Genomic DNA, 26,058 nt, shown 5'->3' with positions numbered 1-26,058 from the left:
TTACTATCTATTCTATTTTATCTGCTGGTCTTTTCTTTAGCAACTTCATTAAAACTGGAAAAGTCGTTATGATAACAATAATTATAATAATGTATTCGATATGCTGTTTTAGATCAACTCCTTGTTTCAAAAACACTCCATAAAGGTAATGTCCTGAAAATATTAAAATAAAAGCCCATAAAAATGAACTTAATATATTATAGAACATAAATTTCTTCTTATCCATAGATACAATTCCAGCAACTATAGGTGCAAATGTTCTAAAAATTGGTAAAAAACGAGCATAGATTATAGCTTTACCACCGTATTTTTCAAAGAAATCTTTTGACTGCAATAAGTATTTCTTCTTAAACCAAAAAGTATCTTCTTTTTTAAATAAATAATAACCGCTTTTGGCTCCAAACCAATATCCAGTCATATTACCAAAAATTCCTGAAATAGCAACCATTAGAGAAAGAAGAAAAACATTTATAAAATCATTTTCTATATAAACCATGTTCTCAATTAATTCACGGCTATAAATTCCTGCTAAAAAAAGTAAGCTGTCACCAGGTAAAAAGAAACCTGCAAAAAGTCCTGTTTCGGCAAAAACTATAAATATAACAATGTATAAACCAATTTGAACTCCACCTAAGGTAAGGGTAATATAAAACTCTGGATTAATTAATTGAGCCCAATCAAAATTATTCATATAAGCGATTTATTTGTTAAATTTATAAGTTGGTGAAAGTAATAATAAATTAGTTTAGTCACAATAGATTGAGGTATTTTAAAGTTTTATTAACGCTAAAAAGCACAAATTCTAAGTTAAGCTTCAATATTAATTTCTTTCATATTTGCAACACATCGGAAGCCTGTCATAAACATCTTGTGCTGCTTTAGTAACATCAGTATCATGACCTGATTTAGCTATAGCATTTTTCACATCTACAGGAGCGGTTTTTTCTTCGTTCAAGATTAAACTTAGTTTATGAGTACTAACATCCCATGTTGCAGATTTCACTCCTGAAACTCCAAAAGCAGCTTTTTCTATTCGTTTTTTACAATGCTCACAATTACCACTAACTTCTGTTTCATATTTTGCATTTTTATTCTTTTTATCCTGTGCCTGAGCGGCAAATGAGAAAAAAGCAACTGCTAACACTATTAATACGTTCTTCATTTTGTTTTATTTTTAAGAGGTTTATTATAATTAATTTTAACGTATAGTTATTTTATTTTAAATCTTAATCCTGCGTAATACATTTGTCCAAAAACTGGAGCATAAATAATTGATGCATCAAAATTTGGTCCAAACGGATTATCACTTCCTAAAATCGCTTTGTCTTGTCGGTAATTTCCAATGTTCTCCCCTCCTACATATACTTCAAAAACATCAGAGAAAACTCTTGTTACTTGCGCATTCATTAAAGAATACGAAGGCGAGAAATTAGGCAATCTATCTTTCTCAGGATTCGAAGCTGTGTTCGGTAATTGTTGCTGTCCAATCCAATTAAAAGTATAATCGATTTTCCATTGCTTTCCGTCAACTAGATTTGTTTCGTATTCCAGATTCCCAAAAAAACGATGTTTTGCTTGTAATGGCCTTTCAAAATTTCCAGATAAATAATCAGTTCGAATATCATAATATTTATATGCCGAACGGAAATTAAAATTCTTTAGTAATTCATAGTTAAATTCAACTTGTAAACTATTAGCATATGATTTACCTTTTAGATTATAAAACAGAACTTCTTGCGGGCTTTGCATTACATCTACAACAACCTGATTCTGGAAATCGGTTCTGTATAAATCAAAAACTACTTCGGCATGTTTATCAAAAAGAGAAAACTTTTGCGAAAAACTTAATCCGTAATTCCATGCAATTTCTGGATTCATTCCATAAATCTTACCACTATTATCCAAAATCGAAAACACTCTTGAACTAGCAAATAACTGTTGGTTCTCAGCAAAAATATTAGCTAAACGTTTTCCTCTTCCTGCTGAAAATCTTAAAACTGCTTTCTCCCAAGGGTTATATCTCACATGTAAACGTGGCGTTACAAAAGTTCCTAATCGATTATGATTATCGATTCTCCCGCCTAAAATAATACTAAAGTTATCGGTATTATCATACGTATATTCAAAGAAAGCCCCAACAGAATTATCGATTCGACTATAATCGGTTACATTTACAAACTCTTGGTATTGGTCATAGGTAAAGTTCAATCCAGCTGCAAATTTATTCTTGGTATTATCGATAATCGAATTAAAAATCAAATTAGAATAATAACTATTCTGCTTGATATTATAATCATTTAAACCAAAATAAGATTTCTGATTGTGGCTATTAAATGCGTTTTGAAAACCAATGCTCTGAAAAGGCATATCTGGAAAAACATAACCTATTTTGGTCGAAACATCAATTCGTTCTGTATTGATTTCGGATCCCCAATAATTGGTTGTCCCTCTATCTCGGTCTTTATCAAAATCAAGTTCTCCCGTTTGTTTCTTATCATTCATATATCTAAGATTGACAAAACCAACCCAACCTTTCTCAGCATTAGTATATTGATAACGATTTAAAATATTGATTTGCTTTGCCAATGGATTATCCATAAATCCATCATCGTTCATATCCGTTTTTGCAACACGTGCATTACCATGAACTAATAAACTTGTTGCCCATTTATCCGAAAGTTGTTTGGTAAAATGAGTATTTAATTCAAAACGAGAATCAGTAGAACCATAAGCATTCAAGAAGAACGGAATATCATTCATAGGTTTTAACAACTCTGTATTTATTTGTCCCGAAATGCTTTCATATCCATTAACAACACTTCCTGCTCCTTTAGTAATCTGAATACTTTCGACCCAAGTTCCAGGGGTAAATGATAATCCGTAGGCTTGAGATGCTCCCCGAACAGAGGGAACATTTTCTTCAGTAATCATTAAATACGGACTTGTAAGTCCCAACATTTTAATTTGCTTTGTCCCTGTTAATGCATCCGAAAAGTTAACATCAATAGACGGATTTGTTTCGAAACTTTCGGCGAGATTACAACAAGCTGCTTTAAGCAATTCTTTACTTGTTATAAGTGACGTATTTCCTGTAAGGGTATATGATTTTTTAATTCCTTTTTGCTTTTTGATAATTTTAACTTCTTCCAAATTTTCTTGTGCGAAAACTGGAATACAAAGTAAAATCATAGCAAAAAGTGCTATATTTTTTTTCATGAGAATAATTTTAATGTTTAAAAAAAGTAGATCCAAACCATTCAAAATGATTTGATTTAAAAAAACATTAAAATCAGGCGTAATATATATATTGTTGATAGAGCTTAAAGAGCGGAGGTGCATGAGCATCGCTATAATAAGTAATTAGCTGTTTACTTTTAAATTTTGGAATAACGAAAAAAGTAACCGTTTTAATTTCTTGTAGCGTAAAAGGAAAATCAAGTTGAAATAGGAATGTTTTAATAATAGCTGTATCTGATTTTTTCTCAAAATGAACTACTTTGTCCTTACAACAAGACATTTTTTTTTCGGCAACAATCCCGCAACATTTTTTTACTGGGGGCGCTCCTATAGTTTTGTTTAATGAAATAGAAGATAACTTACCTCCACAATAATGCACATCAAAAGCTAGTCCTACATTGGAAACCAATAGCAGAAATGCCAAAAACAAACTAGTGCATCTTTTTATATTCATATTGCCTACAAAATTAGCATTATAATTAATTTATAAAATGAAATTCCTGTTAAAAATTTGAAAATTATTTTCACAATTCAAACTCCTGTCCCATTAAAGGAATAGTGCAATTAAAACCATATTTTTCTTTAATCTTTATACGGAGCGCATCTGCTGGAATATTTTCTCCATGAACCAAGAATATTTTTTTAGGCTTATTTTCCAATACCGAAAGCCACGCAAGCAAATCATCCTGATCTCCATGAGCTGAAAGTCCTCCTATTTCTAAAACTTTTGCTTTAACTGGAAAATATTTTCCCCGGATTTTAATTTCATCCGCACCTTCTAACAACTTCCTTCCTCGAGTACCTTCTGCTTGATAACCTACAATAATTACCGTTGTTTCTCGCATCCCTATATAATGCTCAAAATAATTCAAAACCCTTCCTCCTGTGGCCATACCACTTGCAGCAATAATAACTTTTGGACTTTTGTTATAAATAACATCCATTGTTTCCTGATAATCCGAAACCAGAGAAAACATTTCAGTCATACCTGTACATTCTTCCAGCGAAAGCTTATGCCACTCTTTATTATTAACAAATATTTCCAAAGCACTAATCCCCATGGGTGTATCTATGATATATGGAATATTTGGAATCCTACTTTCTTTCTTTAGCTGCCACAACAAAAACATTATACTTTGCGCTCGCTCTACAGCAAAACTAGGTATAATCACTGTCCCTTTTTTTTGAAATGTAGCATTGATGTATTTTTCAAGCTCTTCTTTTGCATCTGTATCTGGATGCAATCGGTTTCCATATGTGCTTTCTAAAAATATATAATCTCCTATTTTAGGTTTTTCTGGAGGAAATAGCAATACATCATCATCTCGGCCAATATCTCCCGAAAATACTAAAGTTTTCTTCTCAACTGTTAATGCAATACTACATGCTCCCATTATATGTCCTGCAGTAGAAAAAACTGCCGAAATATCTGCTTCTAAAAGAAAAGGCTCATTAATTTTTACCACTCTAAAAAGCGGAAAAACTTTCTTAGCCTGCTCTACCGTATAAAGAGGTTCGGCAATTTCATGACTAGAATATCGCTCTTCGTTGGCCTTATTTGCTTCTTCTTCTTGAATCTTGGCACTGTCTAAAAGAATAAGTTTAGCTATTTCTTTTGTAGGACCTGAACAATATATCTTTCCTTTAAATCCCTGATATACCAATCTTGGCAACCAACCACAGTGATCTAAATGCCCGTGAGTAAGCAACACAAAATCTATTGTTGAAGGCAAAACCGACAAAGGTTCCCAATTAAGTTCCCGCAAAGGTTTTATCCCTTGAAACTGTCCACAATCAATTAAAATCCGAACACCATTACTCTCAATCAATGTTTTTGAACCTGTAACAGTTCCAGCACCTCCAATAAATTTGACTTTCATTTGATTTGAATTTAAATTACATAAAAAAACTATACTTTCAAGGAATACTTACACAACTCTGATGCTTCTTTTATAACACCCTTTATTCTTTGAGAACTCAATCCAATTTCTGCTAAACAATTATGATTGTTTAATAACTCTTTTACCAAAATCACATCCAAAGCCAATAATTTATCTTTTTCAGCGAGCGTAAGTGTAGTTAAACAAGTTATAGGGTATAGATTATTATTCTCATTCTTAGTTCTCAAATTATTATTTGCAGGATAATCCCAGCTCAATAAATTCAATCCTGAACATGTTCCAAAAGTCATTGCATCTAATGTAAATCGATTGTTTGTAACAATCCAACATGCTGAAATAGTATCTTTGTCGGTAAAAACTGTATGCTTTCTTTCTTTAAGATCATTAAATCGAGACAAAATATACATCGGTACTTTTACATCTGTAGAGGCTTCTTTTCCCATATGAAATTTGCATTCAATCATGGCTATAACACTATTTTTCTTTATCAAGACATCTATTTCGTGCGAAACGCACTTGCCCTGTAATGTTAAATTAGTTCTTGTTTCATAATTTTCTATCGAGAAAAGTCTGGCAATATATTTTTCGAAGTAAAAACCAGCAGGACCTAATAACTGAATGGCTTCTTTTAAGTTGTAACGTGCAGCATGAGAATTTGATTTTTTTCTTAAAAGATTAAAAGCCATCTTATAGATTTTCTTAGTAGAAATTCCTTCGTAAATTTCTTTTTCAATTATTTGTAAAACTTCTTGAACAATTGATTGATTTGCCCCCGAATTCAACAGAGACCTCTCTAATTTCTTCTTATCAAAAACAACAAAATCTCCTGATTTTTTTACAACTTTCATATACTTCTTGATTTGATAATTACACAAATGCAACCCAACTAATAAAGATACGAAAAAAGAACTATTTATTTATTTTCTGATAATAAAACCCAGGAATAAACAACAGTACAAGAACAGGTTGAATTAAAAAACGACGTATATAAAAAAGTATCAAATTATTTTGATTGGCATAAAAATAAATGATACAATAAAAAGCAATAATTAGAGCAAGAAAAAATATGGCATATAAAACTGAAACAAATTTCAGTAATCCAATTTCTTTAAAAAGCACATAAATTATTCCCAATGATACAATTGTATTTAATACGTATCGAAAAAGCAATCCAAAAAACAACCGAACCGAATCGAATTCAGGCAGCGGAAGCATTTTATAATCTCTTTCAAAATAAACTAGAAAAGGATCATAAAATAACTGGCTCTCAAAAGCTCTTATGCTGACCAAAAGAATCACAAAGAGAATCAAAAGAGAAACCTTCGATTTATTTTTAAGAATATCATTTAGCATATCTGGAAAATTTACTTATCCAAACAATCCACAAAATAAAAACCAAACCATAAATCACCAATGGAAAAAGTACGCCATGTAAAAAATGAGATTTCTCTGGAAAATAGTACAACAGAACACATAATGATGCAATTCTGCTAATATTAAGAATATAAATAAAAAGACTTCCTCCTAAAATATAAAGCAAAGTTGGTTTTAATTTCCCTGAAAAGGCAATTATAAAAGATATGAATAATATAATTACACTAACTGCATTACAGCCTTCTACAATTGAAGCCACAGTCTTCTCGTTATATGATATCCTTACATACGGTTCTGCGTGAATTTTCTCAAACTTAACATTATTATTAAACAATTGTAATAATCGTTCAGTGTAATTCCCTACTAATTTTGTTATTCCATCTAACTCACCAGCAGTTCCAAAACGGCTCAAATAAAATTGATAAACTAATGTCAACAGAATATAAACTGTAAAAAACACTCCTATAAAAAGAAGAAAAGGTTTATACTGAATTAAATATTTTTTCAAGAGAAATTTTTAACAAATTTATGTATTTTTTGATTTGGCTTTAAATACTTTTGTATAAAAACTAAATTAAGATGACATTTCAAGAATTACAACCAAAAATAACTGCGATTATAGCAGGCACAGATCACTCAAGAGACGAAAAACTATTAAATATTTGTCAATTATTAAGTGAGAATATTGATTATTACAACTGGGTTGGGTTTTATTTTGCCAATCACGAAAACAAAACCTTGCATTTAGGCCCATATGTAGGAGCAGAAACTGATCATACTGTGATTCCATTTGGAAAAGGAATTTGTGGGCAGGTTGCTGTCTCTAACGAAAATTTTGTTGTGCCAGATGTTGCTGCTCAGGATAATTATATCGCTTGCAGCTTTACTGTAAAATCTGAAATTGTTGTTCCTTTATTTGTAAACGGAGTAAATATTGGTCAAATTGATATTGATAGTCACGTTATTGACCCTTTTACAGAAGCTGATGAAAAGTTTTTGGAATTTGTAAATCAAGAAGTTGCTAAACTGTATTAACTATTTGTTCTGTTTTAAAAAATATCTATACATGAAATTTAATCTTCCTCATTATCTCACGATTGTATTTTTTTTATTAATAGCTACAAGATCGTTCTCACAAGGTTCCATAGACCTTAACAAAATGATTTACATGGATTCTACATATACAGAAACCACAGCAGAAAATTACAAATATATTAGGATTGTCGAGGGATATTATCAAAACAGAACATCTTATGTTTTTAAGGATTACTATAAGTCCAAAGCATTAAAAATGATAGGAACATCTACAGAAAAAGACTATCTCAGTAAAGAGGGACAATTTGTTCATTATTATGAAAACGGGAAAAAAAAGTCAGCAGTACATTATGTAAAAGGGAGAGAAGACGGAAAAGAATATAATTGGTACGAAAATGGAAATTTAAAATCTGAACTTGAATATTTTAAGAACAAAAAAGGGAAAATCCATTTTAAAGTAAACAATTACTGGAATAATCAAAATGAACAAAAAGTAACATCTGGAAATGGTGATTATGAAATAACAAATGATGACAACGAAGAAAGCGGAAAAATAAAAAATGGCTTACCTGACGGTATCTGGAAAGGAAAAAACATAAAAGCTAATTATACTTTTACCGAGAATTATGAAAATGGCGAATTCGTTTCTGGAATAAGCATCGATTCTTTAAACATTGAACACCCTTACAAAGTTGTACATGAAAAACCAAGTCCTAAAAACGGAATAGAGACATTTTATAGATATATAGCACGAGAAATGTTTATTCCGATAGAGGCTAGAAATAAAGTTTTTGGAAAAATATACATGACTTTTGTTGTGGATAGGGAAGGTAATCTAATTGAACCAAAAATAGTAAAAGGGATTGGTTACGGATTAGACGAGAGCGCAATTAGCGTAATTAAAGGGGCTAAAAAATGGAAACCGGGATTAGAAAGAGGCATTCCGACAAGGGTTCGTTATTCATTACCCATAACAATTGTAAAATAAGGTGCAATAAAATTTATTTTTCAAAAAAAAAGTACTAATTTTGCACTCGTCTTACAATAGATGTATGACATACATAAAAATCATTAAATAATATTGGAATGTATTTAACTAAAGAAATTAAAGAAGAGATTTTCGCAAAACACGGTGAAGCAAAAAACACTGGAAAAGCAGAAGCTCAAATCGCATTGTTCACTTACAGAATTTCACACTTAACTGAACACTTGAAGAAAAATCGTCACGATTACAACACAGAACGTTCATTAGTACTACTAGTAGGAAAAAGAAGATCATTGTTAGATTACTTGAAGAAAAAAGAAATCAACAGATATCGTGAGATTATCAAAGTATTGAATATCAGAAAATAATCAATATAAAAAAGAGGTGCGAGAGTGCCTCTTTTTGTTTTTACACAAACAAAGAAAAAAAAGTTTGGTTTTTCATTGGGTTTTAGGCATTAACTACGCACAACAACTACAACACAACTACAACCCATTGTATAACCAATAAGGAAAAATTTATGATTCCACAATTATTTGTAGAGAAAATCGATTTAGGTGATGGCAGAAGCATCACAATCGAGACAGGACGTTTAGCTAAACAAGCTGATGGTTCTGTAGTAGTAAGAATGGGCGACACGATGATACTTGCAACAGCAGTTTCAGCTCGTACCGCTAACCCAAATGTTGATTTTTTACCATTAACGGTAGATTATCGCGAAAAATTTGCTGCTGCTGGTCGTTTCCCAGGAGGTTTCTTCAAGAGAGAAGCTCGTCCTAGCGATAGCGAAGTATTAACAATGAGATTAGTAGACCGTGTTTTACGTCCACTTTTCCCAGATGATTACCATGCTGAAACGCAAGTTATGATTCAATTAATGTCTCATGACGAAGAAGTTATGCCTGATGCATTAGCTGGTTTAGCTGCATCTGCTGCATTAGCAGTTTCAGATATTCCTTTTTATAACTTAATTTCTGAAGTACGTGTAGCCCGTATCGACGGAAAATTTGTAATCAACCCAAGTAGAGAAGACTTAGCAAAATCTGACATCGACATGATGATTGGAGCTTCTTTAGATTCTGTTGCGATGGTTGAAGGAGAGATGAAAGAAATTTCAGAAGCAGAAATGGTTGAAGCAATTAAATTTGCTCACGAAGCCATTAAAGTTCAAATTCAGGCACAATTACGCTTACAAGCTGCTTTTGGTAAAAAAGAGATTCGTACTTACGAAGGTGAGAAAGAAAACGAAGAAATTTACAAAAAAGTAAAAGCTGCAGCTTACGATAAAATATATGCTATTGCAAAAGTTGGTTCGGCTAAACACGAAAGAACTGCTGCATTTGCTGAAGTAAAAGAAGAAATAAAAGCTTTATTTACTGAAGAAGAATTAGCTGCTGATGGAGATTTAGTTTCTAAATATTTCTACAAAACAAATAAAGAAGCTGTTCGTAATGTAGTATTAGAACTTGGAGTTCGTTTAGATGGTAGAAAAACAACAGACATCAGACCAATCTGGTGTGAAATTGATTATTTACCAAGAGTTCACGGTTCTTCTTTATTTACACGTGGAGAAACTCAAGCATTGGCTACAGTAACTTTAGGAACTTCTAGAGAAGCTAACCAAATTGATTCTCCATCTGAACAAGGTGAAGAAAAATTCTACTTACACTATAACTTCCCTCCTTTCTCAACTGGTGAAGCAAAACCACTAAGAGGAACTTCAAGAAGAGAAGTTGGTCATGGTAACTTGGCTCAAAGAGCTTTAAAAAACATGATTCCTGCTGATTGTCCTTACACTATTCGTATTGTATCTGAGGTTTTAGAATCTAATGGTTCTTCATCAATGGCTACAGTTTGTGCTGGTACAATGGCTTTGATGGATGCTGGAGTTCAAATGGTAAAACCAGTTTCTGGAATTGCTATGGGATTAATTACTGATGGTGATAAATTTGCTGTATTGTCTGATATTTTAGGTGATGAAGATCACTTAGGAGATATGGACTTTAAAGTAACTGGAACTGCTGACGGTATTACAGCTTGTCAAATGGATATCAAAATTGATGGTTTACGTTACGACATCATGGAGCAAGCTTTAGGGCAAGCACGCGAAGGACGTTTACACATTTTAGGAAAATTAACTGAGACTATTGCTGCTCCAAGAGCAGACGTTAAAGCACATTCTCCAAAAATCATCACCAGAACTATTCCTGGAAACTTTATTGGAGCATTAATTGGACCTGGAGGAAAAGTAATTCAAGAATTACAAAAAGCTACTGGAACAACTATTGTAATCAACGAAGTTGATGAGCAAGGTGTTATCGAAATCTTAGGTACAGATCCTGCAGGAATTGAAGCTGTTTTAGCTAAAATTAAATCTATTACTTTCAAACCTCAAATGGGCGAAGCTTATGAAGTTAAAGTAATTAAAATGCTTGATTTTGGGGCTGTAGTAGAATATACTGCTGCACCAGGAAATGAAGTTTTACTTCACGTATCTGAGCTAGCTTGGGAACGTACTGAAAACGTTACTGATGTAGTAAATATGGGAGATGTTTTCGAAGTTAAATACCTTGGACTTGACCCTAAAACTAGAAAAGAAAAAGTGTCAAGAAAAGCGCTTCTTCCAAGACCTCCACGTGAGGAGAAAAAAGAGTAATCAGATCTTAGTTTACTAAAGGTTTATTTATAGAAAAAACCCCAATTCATTTATTTGAATTGGGGTTTTTCATATTTAGCTATTGTCGATAAACAATTCCGAACATCAAACTCTGCGATCCAAAATTTTTCTCAATCTTATCATTAAATAATCCATAAGGAGACCATTGATAATGGCATTGTAATCCAATATTCTTATAATTGAGCTTAATTCCTTGCGACAGATAAAATGTAGTCAAGACTTCTTTGGTATGCTCTCCTTCTTCAAATTCTAATTCGTCTGGGGCTTTATAAAAATTTAAAGCCAAACCAATTCCTGAATTCCATTCTAAATTAAAATCTTTTTTCTGCAGAGACAGAGGAATAACTTTTGCAAAACGAGTTCCAATATTTATTCCAAAATGACTCGATTTATACTGTACAATAGAATCCCGATATTTAAAATTAGCATCTATTGGATTTTTAGGTATAAAAAAATTAAAACCAAAATCTATAAAATCTTCCCGATTCAATTTATTTCTAAACCAAAAACCAAATGATGGCGATAAATCAAACTTATCCGAAAGTTTCCCAATTGGCTGAACAAAACCAGCTTCTACATAAATTCTTTCATAATCACCAGACGAATCCTGAGATTCATTTTGAGCAAATGCTGATACCGAAAACACAAGAATCAACAACAATAAAAATCTTTTCATAATTTACCAATTTAAAAAAGGCATTGACCTTTTATTATTCACATTCCAAAGTCCCAACTGAAAACCTTTAGAATTTGATTTATTAAAAACTCCAATCTGCAATCCTTTATTAATTTGTGCCTGATTAAAAATTCCCAAATGCAGTCCCTTCAGCTCATACGATTGATTATAGACTCCAATTGTTGAGCCTATTAAATCATTATTAGCATTATAAACACCTATTGAAAATCCGTTCTGATTATCAGCAATTGTACCTAAAACAGTAACTGAAAGTCCATTGAAATCATTGAATTTATTTCCAGCTGAAATATTTAATCCATTCATACTTGTTGTTGTAAAAAAGCACCCAGAACTAAGATTTAAGCCATTCAATTTTAGATAAGGGGTATAACTCATATTCTTAATTTTATAATCTTCGTCAGTAGTTTTTACAACTGCTATTCTGTTATTTTTAATTACGTCATCGATATGCATTAATAACATAAAAGCATACAGTACTCCCGCAGCTGGCGCAGGATTTGCTTCTATATTTATACCATTAATTGTTTGATTTGATATGTGTTTATTTTCAAGATGCCCTACCCCAAGTACTAATCCATTTACTTGATCTACTTTTTTAGAAATTGGCGAAAGACTAAAAATCTGTGAATGTGTTTCTGCCGAGTCAACTGTATGAATCTGGATTGTATTCTGAGCATGAATAAATCCAAATGTAAAAAACAGGCATACTAAAATTGATGTTTTCATAAATCGTTATTTAAAATTACAGGACAAACCTATTGCAATTATCACACGTGAACTTGCTTAAATCAATAAAACTATTTCATACATTTGTGATTATCGCAAATTATGAAATATCAAGAATCATTTTTAAAAGCAATTCGAAGTAAAGTTTCAAAGTCAGCTTCTTTAATAGACGAAGTTGCATCTATTTTAGAAATCAGCTACGATGCATCGCACCGAAGAATATCTGAAAAAAGTAAATTTTCGATAGATGAAACTATCAAACTCGCAGATCATTTTAATATTTCATTAGATAATTTATTCTCAAAAAAAGAAAAAGTTATTGTGGAGAAAACAATTGAAATAGAGACGTTAAAAGATATGCTTCAATATTTCAAAGCTTCTTCAGAACAAATTGAGCTTTTAACTAAAAACCCAAAAACGACCCTTTTTTATTCTGCCAAGGATATTCCGTTATTCTATTTTATGGATGGAACTATTTTATCAAAATTCAAAGCTTTTGTATGGCTCAATCTTTTAAATACAGATCAAAAAAAAGCTAGTTTTGAAAATTTTGTAATCGAAGATCCCTTTACAGAATATATGCAAAAATTGAAAAATGTATATGATAATGCTATTGTAAATGAAGTATGGAATGACACTACAATAAACAGTAGTTTACAACAGATTTTATATTTTTACGAAGCTGGTTTACTTAACCTAAAAAACGCAAATGCCATTTGTAAAGACTTAAAAAGAATCATCAATTCCATCCAAGAAAAAGACAATAAACCAAATTCTAATTTCACTATATACTACAATGAGTTAATATTACTAAACAATAATATGCTCATAGAAACAGAAGAAAAACTAACGATGTTTGTTCCTTATACGCTACTCGGTTATTTTATTACCGATAATGTAGACAGTTGTAAAAATGTACATCAATTTTTCAAGCAACAAATTATCAACTCAAAAGCGTTAGGATCTTCTGGAATCAAAGAACAAAATCTATTCTATAATCGGGCTATTCGTAAAATAGATTATTATATTGAAAAAATAAACTCTCAAGTTGATTTATTATTTTAAAAGAGTAATCAGATCTTAGTTTACTAAAGGTTTATTTATAGAAAAAAACCCAATTCATTTATTTGAATTGGGGTTTTTCATATTATATCGTGTCTAGTCCTAAAATAACAATACATAAAAAGACTATCCTATATCTTTTAAATTACAAATTGTTTAAGAAATAGAGCGCAGACTACTTCAAAAACAAAAGACAAAACATCCAAAGGATAGAAATAAATAATTAAACACTATATCCTTATGACTTTTTACGCTATAACATCTTTTACCAAAAAAACAATTATAAATGTATTTTCTAAACTTTCTGAATTATTTAGGCAGCTATTTTGAATTTTCCTAAACAATCCCTGTACTTCATTATGATAAACGCTTTATACTTACTTGATTTTTAACTATTTACAATACTGGTTTTTTAAAATTATTAGGAATAAGCCTCTTTTATTTGTATATTTGAATGCATCCAACATAATAGAAAATTTTTCTATTACGGATATTTTTTTTATTAAAAAATCTTTAATCTTTTTTGTCGGAGTTTAAATAAATTCTGCAATAATTTTTTCTGTCATTTTAGAGGAAATCCCCATCTGCTTATAAGACAAAAAGACATAAGACTTTTATCCTATCGTTTAACGATACAATTATATTTAATTACTGTGATTTTCATCGTGGTAGAAACTTTTTTTGCGTTATGAATTTTAAAGTAGGAATTATCGGAGCTGGCCCTAGTGGGCTTGCTATGTTACGTGCATTTGAATCGGAGCAGAAAAAAGGCAATAAAATACCAGAAATCAAGTGTTATGAAAAACAAGATAACTGGGGCGGAATGTGGAACTACACCTGGAGAACTGGAGTAGGAAAACACGGAGAACCTCTACACGGAAGTATGTATAAATACCTTTGGTCAAATGGACCAAAAGAATGTTTGGAATTTGCAGATTATACGTTCTCGGAGCATTTCGGACAACCAATTTCTTCTTACCCTCCACGTGAGGTGCTTTTTGATTACATCGAAGGACGCATCAAACAAAGTCAGGCTAGAAAACACATCACCTTTAACACTGTCGCAAGATGGGTAGATTACAACGAAGAAACGCAACAATTCCGAGTTATTTTTGACGACTTAATCAATAACAAAACCTTTGAAGAAATCTTTGACTACCTAGTAGTAGGAACTGGACATTTCTCAACACCAAATATGCCGTATTTTAAGGGAATTGAAAACTTCTCTGGATCGATAATGCATGCACACGACTTTAGAGGAGCAGACCAATTTAAAGACAAAGATATTTTATTGATTGGAAGCAGTTATTCTGCAGAAGATATTGGGATACAATGCTACAAACATGGCAGTAAATCTGTTACCATCTCATATCGTACAACTCCCATAGGCACAAAATGGCCTCAAGGAATTGACGAACTACCTTTAGTAACCCATTTTGATAGCAACACAGCCTATTTTAAAGATGGTACTTCCAAAGAGTTTGATGCAGTGGTACTTTGTACTGGATACCAACATAAATTTCCTTTCTTACCCGACAATTTAAGAATAAAAACTAAAAATTGCCTATATCCAGATCAACTTTATAAAGGAGTGGTTTTTAACGAACTTACAAAACTAATTTTCTTAGGAATGCAAGATCAATACTATACGTTTAACATGTTTGATGCTCAAGCTTGGTATGCAAGAGATCTAATACTAGGAAAAATAAAATTACCTGCTAAAACAGAACGACTCATAGATATTAAAAAATGGCTACAAGGTGAAGAAGATGCAAAAACTCCTTTTGATCATGTCGATTTTCAAACAGAATATATACGGGATTTAATCGAGAGAACCGACTATCCAACGTTTAATATAGATCAGGTAGCAGTAATGTTTAAAAACTGGATCCAGGATAAAGAAGACAATATCCTTACCTATAGAGATAAAATATACACATCTGTGATGGATCAATGCAAAGCAGAAAAACACCATACACCATGGATGAAAGAATTAGACGACAGTATCGAACGTTATCTTGAGGAAGAAGTACCTGATGAAAAGCAATTAGAACGTACTAATTATTATTAAGCTTTTTTATTATAAAAAACACATGCTGAATTGTTGTAATTAGTTACAAATTCAGATGCACAACCCTACTATGTACACTTAAAAATTGAGGAAATAAAACATGAGACAACTTAAAATTACCAAGCAGGTAACCAACCGTGAGACTGCTTCATTAGACAAATATTTACAAGAAATCGGAAAAGTTAACCTAATTACCGCTGAGGAAGAAGTAGAGTTAGCACAAAAGATTAAAGCCGGTGATCATGATGCATTAGAAAAACTAACAAAAGCCAACTTGCGTTTTGTAGTATCAGTAGCAAAACAATATCAAAATCAAGGACTAACACTCCCCGACTTAATAAACGAAGGAAACTTAGGTTTAATTAAAGCAGGACAACGTTTTGATGAGACGCGTGGTTTCAAATTTATATCCTACGCTGTCTGGTGGATTCGTCAAGCGATTCTTCAAGCACTAGCAGAGCAATCTCGTATCGTTCGCTTGCCTTTAAATAAAATTGGTTCTATCAATAAAATCAATAAGATGTATGCAATATTAGAGCAAACTAATGAGCGTGCACCAACAGTTGAAGAAATTGCAAAAGAACTAGACATGACAATAAATGACGTAAAAGAATCTATGAAAAACTCTGGTCGTCACTTATCTATGGATGCTCCTCTTGTAGATGGAGAAGATTCAAACCTTTATGATGTATTACGTTCTAACGAATCTCCAAATCCAGACAGAAAATTGATTCACGAATCATTAAGTACAGAAATCGAGCGTTCATTAGACACACTAACTCCAAGAGAAGCAGATGTAGTTCGTTTATATTTTGGTCTTGGGAATCAACATCCAATGACACTAGAAGAAATTGGAGGAACTTTCGACCTAACTCGTGAACGTGTGCGTCAAATTAGAGAAAAAGCTATCCGTAGATTAAAGCATACTTCAAGAAGTAAAATTCTTAAAACATATTTAGGCTAAAATTAGTCTTAAAGTTAGAAAGTTTATAAAGTCCATACGTTTTTTTTGACTTTAAGACTTTCGACTAAACAGTAAACAACAGTTTGATTGACTGTTCGTTTTTTGATTGATGATTGAAACTCCGGCTGATTACCGGAGTTTTGTTTTTAGCACCAACTAGTATTTTACAATCATATAATTCAAAAAATAAATTATTACATTAAAAGTCAAATACTCAATTAGATGATTTATATTTTAAAAATATATTTAATTTAATTGTAACTTTTTTGCAACTTCATACGTATAACCATATGTACACTTAAAAATTGAGGAGACAAAAACATGAGACAACTTAAAATCACCAAGCAGGTAACCAATCGTGAGACTGCTTCATTAGACAAATATTTACAAGAAATTGGAAAAGTTGACCTAATTACCGCTGACGAAGAAGTAGAGTTAGCACAGAAGATTAAAGCCGGTGATCAAAAAGCATTAGAAAAATTAACAAAAGCCAACTTACGTTTTGTGGTATCCGTGGCAAAACAATATCAAAATCAAGGGTTAACACTTCCCGATTTAATAAACGAAGGAAATTTAGGTTTGATCAAAGCTGCACAGCGTTTTGATGAAACACGTGGTTTCAAATTTATATCATATGCAGTTTGGTGGATTCGTCAATCGATTCTTCAAGCACTAGCAGAACAATCACGTATCGTTCGTTTACCTTTAAATAAAATTGGTTCTATCAATAAAATCAATAAGATGTATGCATTATTAGAGCAATCTAATGAGCGCCCACCATCTGCTGAAGAAATTGCAAAAGAACTAGATATGACAGTAAATGACGTAAAAGAGTCAATGAAAAACTCTGGTCGTCACCTATCAATGGATGCTCCTCTTGTAGAAGGAGAAGATTCAAACCTTTACGATGTATTACGTTCAGGTGAATCTCCAAACCCTGACAGAGAATTAATTCACGAATCATTACGTACAGAAATAGAACGTTCACTAGAAACATTAACTCCAAGAGAGGCAGATGTAGTTCGTTTATATTTTGGACTTGGAGACCAACACCCAATGACACTAGAAGAAATCGGAGAGACTTTCGACCTAACTCGTGAGCGTGTACGTCAGATTAAAGAAAAAGCAATCCGTAGATTAAAACATACTTCAAGAAGTAAAATTCTTAAAACTTATTTAGGCTAAAACTAGTCTTAAAATTAGAAAGTTTATAAAGTCCAAAAGTCTCTTTTGACTTTAAGACATTTGACTTTCTACTATACAACAAACAACAGTTTGATTGACTGTTCGTTTTTTGATTGATGATTGAAACTCCGGCTGATTACCGGAGTTTTATTTTTTTAAATACCAACAGAAACTCTCTTTATAATTGGGCGTGCCCTTTCGTAAAAACTACAGGTCAGGCTTTCGTACTCGCTTTTTTTAAATTATTCCACTACACTACATCATTTAAAAAAGAGCTCAAACAAATACTCAATCCTTCACGCAAAACCATTGCGTAAATCCAAAACCATTTTTTGTAAACTTTGTGGTTATTTTGTTTATCACTTCAGATATATTTCGGAATATAAGCCTTAAATAGATTAAAAGCTTTTGTAAACTTTGCAGTTAAAAAAATTATCTTTGCAAAAAATAATACAACACACAACTACACAATGAAAAATACACTAATTGCACCCTCAGTTCTTGCAGCCGATTTTGCTAATCTACAACGCGATATCGAAATGATTAACAATAGCCAAGCTGACTGGTTTCATATCGACATAATGGATGGCGTTTTTGTTCCAAACATTTCCTTTGGAATGCCAGTTCTAGAAGCAATAAACAAACATGCTAAAAAAACGATCGATGTTCACTTGATGATTATTGATCCTGATCGATATATTAAAACATTTGCTGACTTGGGTGCCAACATATTAAGTGTACACTATGAAGCTTGTACACATCTTCATAGAACTTTACAAGCTATAAAAGCAGAGGGTATGAAAGCAGGAGTAGCAATAAATCCACATACAAACATTGATTTGTTAGAAGATGTTATTAATGACATTGACTTAGTTTGTATCATGAGTGTAAATCCTGGTTTTGGTGGACAATCATTTATTGAAAACACCTATGCCAAAGTAAAAAAGCTAAAAGATTTAATTACTAGAAAAAATGCATCAACTATTATAGAAATTGATGGTGGTGTAACCAATAAAAATGCAAAACAATTAGTAGAAGCCGGAGCAGATGTTCTAGTAGCTGGAAGTTATGTTTTTAAAGCAGAAAACCCAACAGCAACTATTGCCGATTTAAAAGCTCTGACTTCTTTTTAATTTTTAAAAAGCAAATAAAAATACAAAAGCCGAAGATAATCTCTTCGGCTTTTTTTATGTGAATTTATCTCTCTCATAATCATTCTTTTCTATAAAAATTTTACTTCAGTGCTGTGAATTAGTAGTAACTATTTTATTGATCTCATCCAGGAATTCGATTTCTTCTAGAGGAAGTAACTGTGTAACGACTTTTAATAGTAATGCAATATCGATAGATGAATCTTTACTCTCCTTTGAAATCTCAAGTGCTTCATGGTCTAATGCCAAAGTGCATAATTTAAGTATATTAGAAATAATATATAAAAGTTCACAATAGCCTAATACTTTGATTTCTGCAGTATAAATATCCGTTTTATCACTTGTGGGTTTTATTGTCGTGAAATATCTGTCGATTAATTGTCTAAAATCCTCCGGTTTCATAATTTCTTGTGCTTCTATAATAGTATATTTTAATTTAAGTTGTCATAAAAGATAACCTATTTAAGTAAATATATGACAAAATTTGAATTATCATAAAAGATAATTTATTTTGGAACAGAGCATACAACAAAAAGTCGGAAAACGAATTCAAGCAATTAGAATTGAGAAAAATATTTCTCAACAGGATTTAGCTGCAAAATGCAATTTTGAAAAAAGTAATATGTCAAGATTAGAAAAAGGAAATGCTAATGCAACGCTTTCAACTTTAGAGAAAGTATGCGATGCACTACAAGTAGATTATATAGAATTATTTAAGTTTTAAAATGGCACAACGTCTACAGAAAGAATTTCCGCGCTATCATTCGCTAAAATCCCAATAATTAATTCGTCAGTTAGCAAAGGCTCCGAGGTACTAAGACACAAAGGATTTCTCTGGATGCGCTAAAAACTCCTTTTATCCCGACACCTATCTAGAATAGCTAAAATTTTTCTCTTGCAGATTTTAAAAAAAATTTGAGCTGACGAGCGCAGATTTATTTATGACTACTTTTTAAATTCAATCTGCGTAAAAAAACCCTTATAATCTATTATACCAAAAGACCTTTCCAATAATAACTACAATTTTTTCGCATTGCAAAGAAAAGTAAGGATAAAAATGAGTGAAAAATAAAAATATGTTTTCATTATATTTTAAAACGGAAATTATTGGGTCTTATTATTTTAAAAAAAACACTAGCAAGAACAAGACTTCATCAGTATTTAAAAAACTTCATACTTCTTTAAAAGTATAAATAACATTATTTAGAACTTACATTATATCAAAAAAGGAAGTTAACAAATCTATTTATTCCTAAATGTTTCCAGAAATCGAGTTTTATTTTGATTGGTATTCATACTTTTGAATTACATAAAACAGACAGGACATGAAAATTTTAATAATAGAAGATGAAGCTGGTTTACGTGAAGTGGTCCAACAATCACTTGAAAAAGAAAAATATATTGTAGAAACGGCACATGATTACATTTCTGGGCTAGACAAACTAGGCGCTTATGATTATGATTGCATATTAATAGATATTATGCTTCCTAATGGAAATGGTTTAGACTTGCTGAGAGAAATAAAAAATCAGAAAAAGCAAAGTGCTGTTATCATTATTTCGGCAAAAGACGCTGTAGATGATAAAGTAAAAGGATTGGATTTAGGCGCCGATGATTATTTAAGTAAGCCTTTTCATTTATCAGAACTACATGCACGAATAAAATCGGCACTACGTAGAAACAATCACAATGGAGACAACTTAATTGTTTGGAAAAACGTAACTCTTTGCCCTGAACAACGTACCGTAGTTATAGATAATAAAGAACTAATCTTAAACAGAAAAGAGTTTGATCTACTTTACTATTTTATAATAAACCCAAACCGATTGATTAATAAAACTGCAATAGCCGAATATGTTTGGGGCGACCATACGGACCAGGCAGACAACTTAGACTTTGTGTATTCGCAAATTAAAAATTTGAGAAAGAAACTAAAAGATGGTGATGCCGAAATTGATATTCAGGCAGTTTACGGAATTGGATATAAAATGAATTAATGAAATTACAAAACTACACCATTCGCTATCTGGCACTTACACTTCTTATTGTAATCCCTATTTGGGCTGGAATTTTTTATATGCTAATTTTAGATGAAGTACATGATAATATCGATGATGATTTAAAGAATTCCAAAATCATTATTATCCGTCATGCTTTTGCTGACAAAAAACTATTAAATTCTCCAGAATTTGGCATCAATAAGTTTACGATAAAACCACTTCCAAAAGGTAATTATTCTCGAAAAGATGAATTTTCTACTTCTAAGGAATTCATGGAATATGATAATGATAACGAACCTATCAGAACATTAAAAACTGTTTTTAATGATGATAAGGGAAATCCTCATGAGCTAATTATAAAAGCATCTATTGTTGAAGAAGATGAATTGCTAGAAGATTTACTGCTTGCTTTACTTGGTTTATATGTTATGCTTGTAATTAGTATATTGGCAGTTAATCATTTACTCTTAAGAAAAATATGGAAATCATTTCATATCATTTTAGAGAATCTTAAAGAAATTAAATTAGGAACGGGCAGCCGATTAAAACCTATAAATTCTTCTATTACGGAATTCAATATTCTGGCCAAAGAAGTGGAGAAAATGCTTAATCGTAACGAAATAATTTATTCTAGTCAGAAACAATTTATAGAGAATGCCTCTCATGAACTACAAACACCACTAGCAATTAGTATAAACAAACTCGAATTGTTTGCAGAGAATAGTACTCTTACTGATGAACAGATGATGGAAATAGGAAAGATAACTGATACATTAAATCGTTTGACAAGATTGAATAAATCTTTATTGATGTTATCCAAAATAGAGAATCAACAATTCTCAGAAGGAGAAAAGGTTAACTTTAATGAGCTCATTTTGTTACTAATAGACGACTACACTGATTTGGCTGATTTTAAAAAAGTAAAAATAACAGTAGTCGAAAATGATTCGTTGTATTTTATGATGAACAAAGGATTGGCAATTGCGTTAATTAGCAATTTATTAAAAAATGCCTTAATACATAATCATCCAGATGGTTTTGTTAATTTCATAATAAACAAGAATGACATCATAATTTCAAACAGTGGAAACAATCCTCCTTTAAATTCTGAATTAATTTTCGGAAGATTCTATCGTCATACGACAACAAATGAATCTACTGGTTTAGGTTTATCTATTGTAAAATCGATTACAAATAATTACTTGATTACTATCGAATATTTATTTACTGGAAATCATCAATTCAAAATTAATTTCCCAAAAAAGTAGTCTTTTATCTATTTTCCTAATTGTTTCCAAATTCTGGTTATATACTTGTACTAGAATTAAAAATAAATAATTATGAAAACTAAATTAAACTTGGCTATGTGCCTAATAGCAGGATTAGCATTTGGACTTTCTGCAAATGCTCAAAAAACTGTAATTACTAAAGACGCATTACCAGTAAATGCTCAGACTTTTTTAAAAACCCATTTTGCAGGACAAGAACCTACTTATATAGTTGAGGATAAAGAAATGTTATCTAAAGACTACAAAGTTCGGTTTGCTACTAATCTAGAAGTTGAATTTGATGGAAAAGGAAATTGGGAAGAAGTAGATGGTAATCATCAATCTATTCCTACTACTATAATTCCAAAAAAGATTATATCTTATATAAATACCAATTTTGCTAATACTACAATAACTAAAATTGACAAAGGCGCTTGGGGTTACGAAGTAGACTTAAGCAACGGTTTAGAGTTAGAATTTAACTCTAAAGGCAATTTTTTAAGAATCGATAATTAAGAATCAATACTTTAAACATGAAAAAAATAATCTTATCCGGCTTTATTGCTTTAACACTTTTATTTTCAGCAACATCTTGTAATAGTGATGATGATAATGATAACGACCATGAATCTATAATTAGTGCTAAGGACTTACCTCAACCGGCAACAACATTTGTTACCTCATATTTCCCTACTGCTACATATAAACTAATAAAGAAACAAAATATTCCCGATTCTGATGGTTCTGTATATGATGTTTTACTGAGCAATAATTTCGAAATTGATTTTGATGTAAATGGAAATTGGGTTGATATCGATGGAAACGACCAAGCAATTCCTGTTGAATTAATTCCTGAAAAAATCAATACATATGTAAAGGAAAATTATCCTAGTCAATCAGTAACAGGGATAGATAATGAAAAAACGCATATCGAAATAGAACTTTCTAATAATCTGGAACTTGTATTTGATCTTGAAGGAAATTTTATCCGAATAGATAAATAAGAATTTGATTAAAAGCAAAATACCGCCTCTAATTATGGGGCGGTATTTTTTATTGTTTCTATTTATAAATCAAGTATTGCTTTCTCATTTTTTTGAAGGCTTGTAAACCTTCTTTCCAGCTATTTCTTATCTCTTTTTCTGAGATTCCTGCTTCAATTTGTTGCTGTAATTTTTCATTTCCTGCTCGTATTGAAAACTTTCTTTTGTCAAAAAACTTAGATTTATCTGATGTTGTTTGATAGGCTTTTATCAACCATTTAATTTCAAGTCTATTAATTCTCGGAATTGCCGATAAATCCTCTCCATTACACTCTACTCCGTTATATAAAGGATCTTTATCTCCAAAATTTGGTTTGGGAGTAAATGTAAAATTACTTTTCGGCAAGTAAGGTGATCCATAAATCTGAAATTGCTTTTCTGTTCCGCGTCCCATGCTCACGTTAGTTCCTTCAAAAAGACATAAGCTAATATATAAATTAATAGATTGATCGTTAGGCAAGTTGGGAGAAGGTCGTACTGGCAAACTGTAACTCATGCTTCTGTTGTAGTTCAAACACGGAATAACGGTCAACTTACATTGTATTCCATCTTTCAGCCACTTTTCGCCATTAATCATTTTGGCTTCTTCGCCCAAAGTCATTCCGTGGAGCAAAGGAGTTCTGTGCATTCCAATTCCGCTTTGAAAGGCAATATCCAAAACTGGTCCATCTACAATACCAATATTCGGATTTGGACGATCCAATACTATTAACGGAATATTATTCTCTGCACATGCTTCCATTATTCTATGCATTGTAGAAACATACGTATATAATCGTGTTCCCACATCTTGCAAATCAAAAACCAGGATATCAATACCCTTCAACTGTTCTAGGCTTGGCTTATTATTTTTTCCATAAAGGGAAGTAATAGATAATCCTGTTTTCGAATCAATTTCATCTGATACATGTTCCCCAGCATCAGCAGTACCACGAAAGCCATGTTCTGGTGCAAAAATCGTTTTTATCTTTACTTTCTTTTCAACCAAAAAATCAACCAGATGGGTTTTCTTATCAATAATTCCCGTTTGATTGGTTACAATACCAATAGTTTTTCCTTTTAGTAAAGGCAAATATTCAGTATAATTCTCTGCTCCTGTTTTTATTTTTTGTGCAAAAGAAACTGTTGTAATTAGTACACAAATTAATAGTAGTTTTTTCATAGTTTTTATTTTTTTTTTGCACAAATGTTTCACGCAGATTCTACAGATTTAAACCGATTGACACAGATTGTTTTTTGTCACTAATTTTTGTTTCTCGCAGATTCTGCAGATTTAGCAGATTTACATTATAATAAACTGTACAAATTGTTTCACGCAGATTTTACAGATTCTGGCAGATTTAATTTAAATTTTATAATCTGTGGCTAACTTTTTTTAATTATTTATTTGTTTCCAAATCTTCGGACAAAAATCATCTTTATACATTAATCTATTAGTTCTTGTGGGATTTACACGATTGGTTAGGATAATCAAGAATCTATTATTATCGGGATTCAAAAAGAAAAATGTTCCTGTAAAACCTGTATGTCCAAAATCATTTTCATTATAAAATGCATCTGGTTTTCGTTTATCAAAACCAAGTCCGCGGTAAATTCCTTCTTTGGCTAGAGGCGAATTTGTAAATTCTCTGACAACCTTTGCTTTTAGGATTTGCTTTTCCTGATACTTTCCATTATTAAGCAACATCTGGCAAATTACCGAGATAGATTGTGCATTGGCAAACAATCCTGCATTTCCAGAAACTCCTCCTAAAATAGCTGCAGCTTCATCGTGAACATATCCCTTAACGGTATCTTTCCTAAAAAAATCATCAATTTCAGTTGGTATTACATTTTGCTCCGAAGTCCATTTCAACGGATTATATCCAATTTTTGAAATCCCTAATTCGGTATAAATTTTATTCACCAGTTGATCTAACTTTTTACCTGTATTAGTCTCTATCATTTGTTGCACAAGTAACAAGTTTAAATCGCTATACAAATACTTACCTCGAGGATTGGTATTGGCTACAGCTATTTTCTCATAAACCGATTTATAAAACTCTGGGTTTATCCACATGTTTTTATAGACTTGTACATAATTATCCTTTGGCTCGAAAGAGAGATATTTTGTATCGTAAACAATATTCTTGTTTACATACATATTATCGAACAAATCAGGATAGTTTTCAGACTTTTCTTTGCTTAACAAAGGTGATCCATCTGGTGTAGATAGCAAACTTTGATAAAAAGTAATACTAGGCGTTAGTCCCGATGTATGTGTGAGCATTTCAAAAAGGGTTAAATCGGCAATTGCTGTATTTTTATACATAGGAACTACATCCCCCAATTTATCTTCTAAATTTATTCTGTTTTCTCCAACCAAACGCATGGCAACGAGGGTTGCTCCCAAAACTTTAGACATAGAAGCTAAATCGTACACGTCGTCTGTTTTTACTAACTCTTTTTTTGAATAATCATGATATCCATAATTTTTCAAAATGAAAACAGAATCTTTGCTACCTACAATAATTTGTGCTCCGGGAAAAAATCCTTTTTCGAGCGCATTACTCATCATCGAATCGATGTAAACTTCATTTTGCTTTGTATCGAAAGACTTTTTTGAACTCTTTAGAGAATGGCAACTAATCTCCAGAAGAATCAAAAAACCAAGTACGATTTTAACTCCTATTTTCTTCATGT

The 26,058-nt window shown here is 31.6% G+C and carries 27 protein-coding genes; 14 read left to right on the top strand and 13 right to left on the bottom strand.

From position 1 onward, the window contains the following. Positions 1 to 7: 7 nt before the first annotated feature. From IUY40_RS10410 to xrtF, 8 genes are all read right to left on the bottom strand, one after another. A complete protein-coding gene (locus IUY40_RS10410) occupies positions 8 to 691 on the bottom strand; it encodes a VTT domain-containing protein (RefSeq protein WP_195736799.1) in 684 nt (227 codons plus the stop codon). Between the two features lie 129 nt (positions 692 to 820). Continuing rightward, positions 821 to 1,162, bottom strand: a complete 342-nt coding sequence (locus tag IUY40_RS10405) for a heavy-metal-associated domain-containing protein (protein WP_195736798.1) — start codon at positions 1,160 to 1,162, stop codon at positions 821 to 823. A gap of 47 nt (positions 1,163 to 1,209) precedes the next feature. Beyond that, entirely contained in the window at positions 1,210 to 3,216 is a 2,007-nt protein-coding gene (locus IUY40_RS10400; protein WP_195736797.1) for a TonB-dependent receptor plug domain-containing protein, read from the bottom strand. A gap of 73 nt (positions 3,217 to 3,289) precedes the next feature. Next, entirely contained in the window at positions 3,290 to 3,691 is a 402-nt protein-coding gene (locus tag IUY40_RS10395; protein ID WP_195736796.1) for a hypothetical protein, read from the bottom strand. A gap of 70 nt (positions 3,692 to 3,761) precedes the next feature. Continuing rightward, on the bottom strand, positions 3,762 to 5,117 hold the full coding sequence (locus tag IUY40_RS10390; protein WP_195736795.1) for an MBL fold metallo-hydrolase: 1,356 nt from the start codon (positions 5,115 to 5,117) through the stop codon (positions 3,762 to 3,764). 29 nt (positions 5,118 to 5,146) lie between these two features. Then, positions 5,147 to 5,986 (bottom strand): ATP cone domain-containing protein, encoded by an 840-nt coding sequence (locus IUY40_RS10385; RefSeq protein WP_195736794.1) that lies wholly within the window; start codon positions 5,984 to 5,986, stop codon positions 5,147 to 5,149. Between the two features lie 61 nt (positions 5,987 to 6,047). After that, complete coding sequence (locus IUY40_RS10380) at positions 6,048 to 6,491, bottom strand: exosortase F system-associated protein (protein ID WP_195736793.1); 444 nt, start codon at positions 6,489 to 6,491, stop codon at positions 6,048 to 6,050. Further along, positions 6,481 to 7,020 (bottom strand): exosortase family protein XrtF, encoded by a 540-nt coding sequence (gene xrtF, locus IUY40_RS10375; RefSeq protein ID WP_195736792.1) that lies wholly within the window; start codon positions 7,018 to 7,020, stop codon positions 6,481 to 6,483. Before xrtF ends, IUY40_RS10380 begins: the two co-directional genes overlap by 11 nt. Positions 7,021 to 7,091: 71 nt before the next feature. On the opposite strand from xrtF, the gene IUY40_RS10370 reads away from it, so the two are divergent. The 4 genes from IUY40_RS10370 to IUY40_RS10355 all read left to right on the top strand — a co-directional run bounded on the left by IUY40_RS10370 (position 7,092) and on the right by IUY40_RS10355 (position 11,188). After that, the gene (locus tag IUY40_RS10370) at positions 7,092 to 7,547 is read left to right on the top strand and encodes a GAF domain-containing protein (protein WP_195736791.1); all 456 of its coding nucleotides are present in this window, start codon (positions 7,092 to 7,094) and stop codon (positions 7,545 to 7,547) included. A 31-nt stretch (positions 7,548 to 7,578) separates the two neighbouring features. Further along, the gene (locus IUY40_RS10365; RefSeq protein WP_195736790.1) at positions 7,579 to 8,535 is read left to right on the top strand and encodes an energy transducer TonB; all 957 of its coding nucleotides are present in this window, start codon (positions 7,579 to 7,581) and stop codon (positions 8,533 to 8,535) included. 98 nt (positions 8,536 to 8,633) lie between these two features. Beyond that, positions 8,634 to 8,900, top strand: coding sequence for a 30S ribosomal protein S15 (gene rpsO, locus IUY40_RS10360; protein WP_195736789.1), 267 nt, complete (start codon positions 8,634 to 8,636; stop codon positions 8,898 to 8,900). 152 nt (positions 8,901 to 9,052) lie between these two features. Beyond that, positions 9,053 to 11,188, top strand: coding sequence for a polyribonucleotide nucleotidyltransferase (locus IUY40_RS10355; protein ID WP_195736788.1), 2,136 nt, complete (start codon positions 9,053 to 9,055; stop codon positions 11,186 to 11,188). A 79-nt stretch (positions 11,189 to 11,267) separates the two neighbouring features. Here IUY40_RS10355 and IUY40_RS10350 read toward each other — a convergent pair whose 3' ends face one another. After that, positions 11,268 to 11,885: a hypothetical protein gene (locus IUY40_RS10350; RefSeq protein WP_195736787.1), complete on the bottom strand. Its 618-nt coding sequence runs from the start codon at positions 11,883 to 11,885 to the stop codon at positions 11,268 to 11,270. Between the two features lie 3 nt (positions 11,886 to 11,888). Beyond that, the gene (locus IUY40_RS10345) at positions 11,889 to 12,632 is read right to left on the bottom strand and encodes a hypothetical protein (protein WP_195736786.1); all 744 of its coding nucleotides are present in this window, start codon (positions 12,630 to 12,632) and stop codon (positions 11,889 to 11,891) included. Between the two features lie 102 nt (positions 12,633 to 12,734). Here IUY40_RS10345 and IUY40_RS10340 point away from each other — a divergent pair, with 102 nt between their 5' ends. The 5 genes from IUY40_RS10340 to rpe all read left to right on the top strand — a co-directional run bounded on the left by IUY40_RS10340 (position 12,735) and on the right by rpe (position 19,047). Further along, positions 12,735 to 13,697 carry a hypothetical protein gene (locus IUY40_RS10340; protein WP_195736785.1) on the top strand — a complete coding sequence of 321 codons (963 nt, stop codon included), beginning with the start codon at positions 12,735 to 12,737 and terminating at the stop codon, positions 13,695 to 13,697. A gap of 685 nt (positions 13,698 to 14,382) precedes the next feature. Then, positions 14,383 to 15,765 (top strand): NAD(P)/FAD-dependent oxidoreductase, encoded by a 1,383-nt coding sequence (locus IUY40_RS10335; RefSeq protein WP_195736784.1) that lies wholly within the window; start codon positions 14,383 to 14,385, stop codon positions 15,763 to 15,765. 100 nt (positions 15,766 to 15,865) lie between these two features. Next, positions 15,866 to 16,729, top strand: coding sequence for a sigma-70 family RNA polymerase sigma factor (locus IUY40_RS10330; RefSeq protein WP_195736783.1), 864 nt, complete (start codon positions 15,866 to 15,868; stop codon positions 16,727 to 16,729). A 321-nt stretch (positions 16,730 to 17,050) separates the two neighbouring features. Next, on the top strand, positions 17,051 to 17,914 hold the full coding sequence (locus IUY40_RS10325) for a sigma-70 family RNA polymerase sigma factor (protein ID WP_007137700.1): 864 nt from the start codon (positions 17,051 to 17,053) through the stop codon (positions 17,912 to 17,914). Positions 17,915 to 18,384: 470 nt separating this feature from the next. After that, on the top strand, positions 18,385 to 19,047 hold the full coding sequence (gene rpe, locus IUY40_RS10320) for a ribulose-phosphate 3-epimerase (protein ID WP_195736782.1): 663 nt from the start codon (positions 18,385 to 18,387) through the stop codon (positions 19,045 to 19,047). Positions 19,048 to 19,152: 105 nt separating this feature from the next. Here rpe and IUY40_RS10315 read toward each other — a convergent pair whose 3' ends face one another. After that, the gene (locus tag IUY40_RS10315) at positions 19,153 to 19,467 is read right to left on the bottom strand and encodes a hypothetical protein (RefSeq protein ID WP_195736781.1); all 315 of its coding nucleotides are present in this window, start codon (positions 19,465 to 19,467) and stop codon (positions 19,153 to 19,155) included. Positions 19,468 to 19,576: 109 nt separating this feature from the next. Between IUY40_RS10315 and IUY40_RS10310 the strand changes: the two genes are divergently transcribed. The 5 genes from IUY40_RS10310 to IUY40_RS10290 all read left to right on the top strand — a co-directional run bounded on the left by IUY40_RS10310 (position 19,577) and on the right by IUY40_RS10290 (position 23,337). After that, the gene (locus IUY40_RS10310) at positions 19,577 to 19,789 is read left to right on the top strand and encodes a helix-turn-helix transcriptional regulator (protein WP_229335497.1); all 213 of its coding nucleotides are present in this window, start codon (positions 19,577 to 19,579) and stop codon (positions 19,787 to 19,789) included. Between the two features lie 601 nt (positions 19,790 to 20,390). Further along, positions 20,391 to 21,062, top strand: a complete 672-nt coding sequence (locus tag IUY40_RS10305) for a response regulator transcription factor (protein WP_195736780.1) — start codon at positions 20,391 to 20,393, stop codon at positions 21,060 to 21,062. Beyond that, entirely contained in the window at positions 21,062 to 22,333 is a 1,272-nt protein-coding gene (locus tag IUY40_RS10300; RefSeq protein ID WP_195736779.1) for a HAMP domain-containing sensor histidine kinase, read from the top strand. Before IUY40_RS10305 ends, IUY40_RS10300 begins: the two co-directional genes overlap by 1 nt. Positions 22,334 to 22,405: 72 nt before the next feature. Next, entirely contained in the window at positions 22,406 to 22,849 is a 444-nt protein-coding gene (locus tag IUY40_RS10295; protein WP_195736778.1) for a PepSY-like domain-containing protein, read from the top strand. 17 nt (positions 22,850 to 22,866) lie between these two features. Next, positions 22,867 to 23,337 carry a PepSY-like domain-containing protein gene (locus IUY40_RS10290; RefSeq protein ID WP_195736777.1) on the top strand — a complete coding sequence of 157 codons (471 nt, stop codon included), beginning with the start codon at positions 22,867 to 22,869 and terminating at the stop codon, positions 23,335 to 23,337. Positions 23,338 to 23,395: 58 nt separating this feature from the next. On the opposite strand, the gene IUY40_RS10285 is transcribed toward IUY40_RS10290, so the two are convergent. Together IUY40_RS10285 and IUY40_RS10280 are read right to left on the bottom strand one after the other, a co-directional pair. Further along, entirely contained in the window at positions 23,396 to 24,538 is a 1,143-nt protein-coding gene (locus IUY40_RS10285; RefSeq protein WP_195736776.1) for a DUF1343 domain-containing protein, read from the bottom strand. 213 nt (positions 24,539 to 24,751) lie between these two features. Beyond that, entirely contained in the window at positions 24,752 to 26,056 is a 1,305-nt protein-coding gene (locus IUY40_RS10280; RefSeq protein WP_195736775.1) for a serine hydrolase, read from the bottom strand. Positions 26,057 to 26,058: the final 2 nt, after the last annotated feature.

This window comes from Flavobacterium sp. ALJ2 (genome assembly GCF_015594725.1).
Lineage (GTDB): Bacteria > Bacteroidota > Bacteroidia > Flavobacteriales > Flavobacteriaceae > Flavobacterium.
Note: the sequence above shows the minus strand (reverse complement) of the source record. Positions and strands in the feature narration are given on the sequence as shown.

Coding starts and splice junctions, on each gene's coding strand:
- IUY40_RS10355 (WP_195736788.1), top strand. CDS start 9,053: ATGATTCCACAATTATTTGTAGAGAAAATCGATTTAGGTGATGGCAGA.
- IUY40_RS10315 (WP_195736781.1), bottom strand. CDS start 19,467: ATGAAACCGGAGGATTTTAGACAATTAATCGACAGATATTTCACGACA.
- IUY40_RS10335 (WP_195736784.1), top strand. CDS start 14,383: ATGAATTTTAAAGTAGGAATTATCGGAGCTGGCCCTAGTGGGCTTGCT.
- IUY40_RS10365 (WP_195736790.1), top strand. CDS start 7,579: ATGAAATTTAATCTTCCTCATTATCTCACGATTGTATTTTTTTTATTA.
- IUY40_RS10305 (WP_195736780.1), top strand. CDS start 20,391: ATGAAAATTTTAATAATAGAAGATGAAGCTGGTTTACGTGAAGTGGTC.
- IUY40_RS10300 (WP_195736779.1), top strand. CDS start 21,062: ATGAAATTACAAAACTACACCATTCGCTATCTGGCACTTACACTTCTT.
- IUY40_RS10345 (WP_195736786.1), bottom strand. CDS start 12,632: ATGAAAACATCAATTTTAGTATGCCTGTTTTTTACATTTGGATTTATT.
- IUY40_RS10330 (WP_195736783.1), top strand. CDS start 15,866: ATGAGACAACTTAAAATTACCAAGCAGGTAACCAACCGTGAGACTGCT.
- rpsO (WP_195736789.1), top strand. CDS start 8,634: ATGTATTTAACTAAAGAAATTAAAGAAGAGATTTTCGCAAAACACGGT.
- IUY40_RS10385 (WP_195736794.1), bottom strand. CDS start 5,986: ATGAAAGTTGTAAAAAAATCAGGAGATTTTGTTGTTTTTGATAAGAAG.
- IUY40_RS10410 (WP_195736799.1), bottom strand. CDS start 691: ATGAATAATTTTGATTGGGCTCAATTAATTAATCCAGAGTTTTATATT.
- IUY40_RS10295 (WP_195736778.1), top strand. CDS start 22,406: ATGAAAACTAAATTAAACTTGGCTATGTGCCTAATAGCAGGATTAGCA.
- IUY40_RS10280 (WP_195736775.1), bottom strand. CDS start 26,056: ATGAAGAAAATAGGAGTTAAAATCGTACTTGGTTTTTTGATTCTTCTG.
- IUY40_RS10390 (WP_195736795.1), bottom strand. CDS start 5,117: ATGAAAGTCAAATTTATTGGAGGTGCTGGAACTGTTACAGGTTCAAAA.
- IUY40_RS10370 (WP_195736791.1), top strand. CDS start 7,092: ATGACATTTCAAGAATTACAACCAAAAATAACTGCGATTATAGCAGGC.
- IUY40_RS10325 (WP_007137700.1), top strand. CDS start 17,051: ATGAGACAACTTAAAATCACCAAGCAGGTAACCAATCGTGAGACTGCT.
- rpe (WP_195736782.1), top strand. CDS start 18,385: ATGAAAAATACACTAATTGCACCCTCAGTTCTTGCAGCCGATTTTGCT.
- IUY40_RS10395 (WP_195736796.1), bottom strand. CDS start 3,691: ATGAATATAAAAAGATGCACTAGTTTGTTTTTGGCATTTCTGCTATTG.
- IUY40_RS10400 (WP_195736797.1), bottom strand. CDS start 3,216: ATGAAAAAAAATATAGCACTTTTTGCTATGATTTTACTTTGTATTCCA.
- IUY40_RS10340 (WP_195736785.1), top strand. CDS start 12,735: ATGAAATATCAAGAATCATTTTTAAAAGCAATTCGAAGTAAAGTTTCA.
- IUY40_RS10290 (WP_195736777.1), top strand. CDS start 22,867: ATGAAAAAAATAATCTTATCCGGCTTTATTGCTTTAACACTTTTATTT.
- IUY40_RS10405 (WP_195736798.1), bottom strand. CDS start 1,162: ATGAAGAACGTATTAATAGTGTTAGCAGTTGCTTTTTTCTCATTTGCC.
- IUY40_RS10380 (WP_195736793.1), bottom strand. CDS start 6,491: ATGCTAAATGATATTCTTAAAAATAAATCGAAGGTTTCTCTTTTGATT.
- IUY40_RS10350 (WP_195736787.1), bottom strand. CDS start 11,885: ATGAAAAGATTTTTATTGTTGTTGATTCTTGTGTTTTCGGTATCAGCA.
- IUY40_RS10285 (WP_195736776.1), bottom strand. CDS start 24,538: ATGAAAAAACTACTATTAATTTGTGTACTAATTACAACAGTTTCTTTT.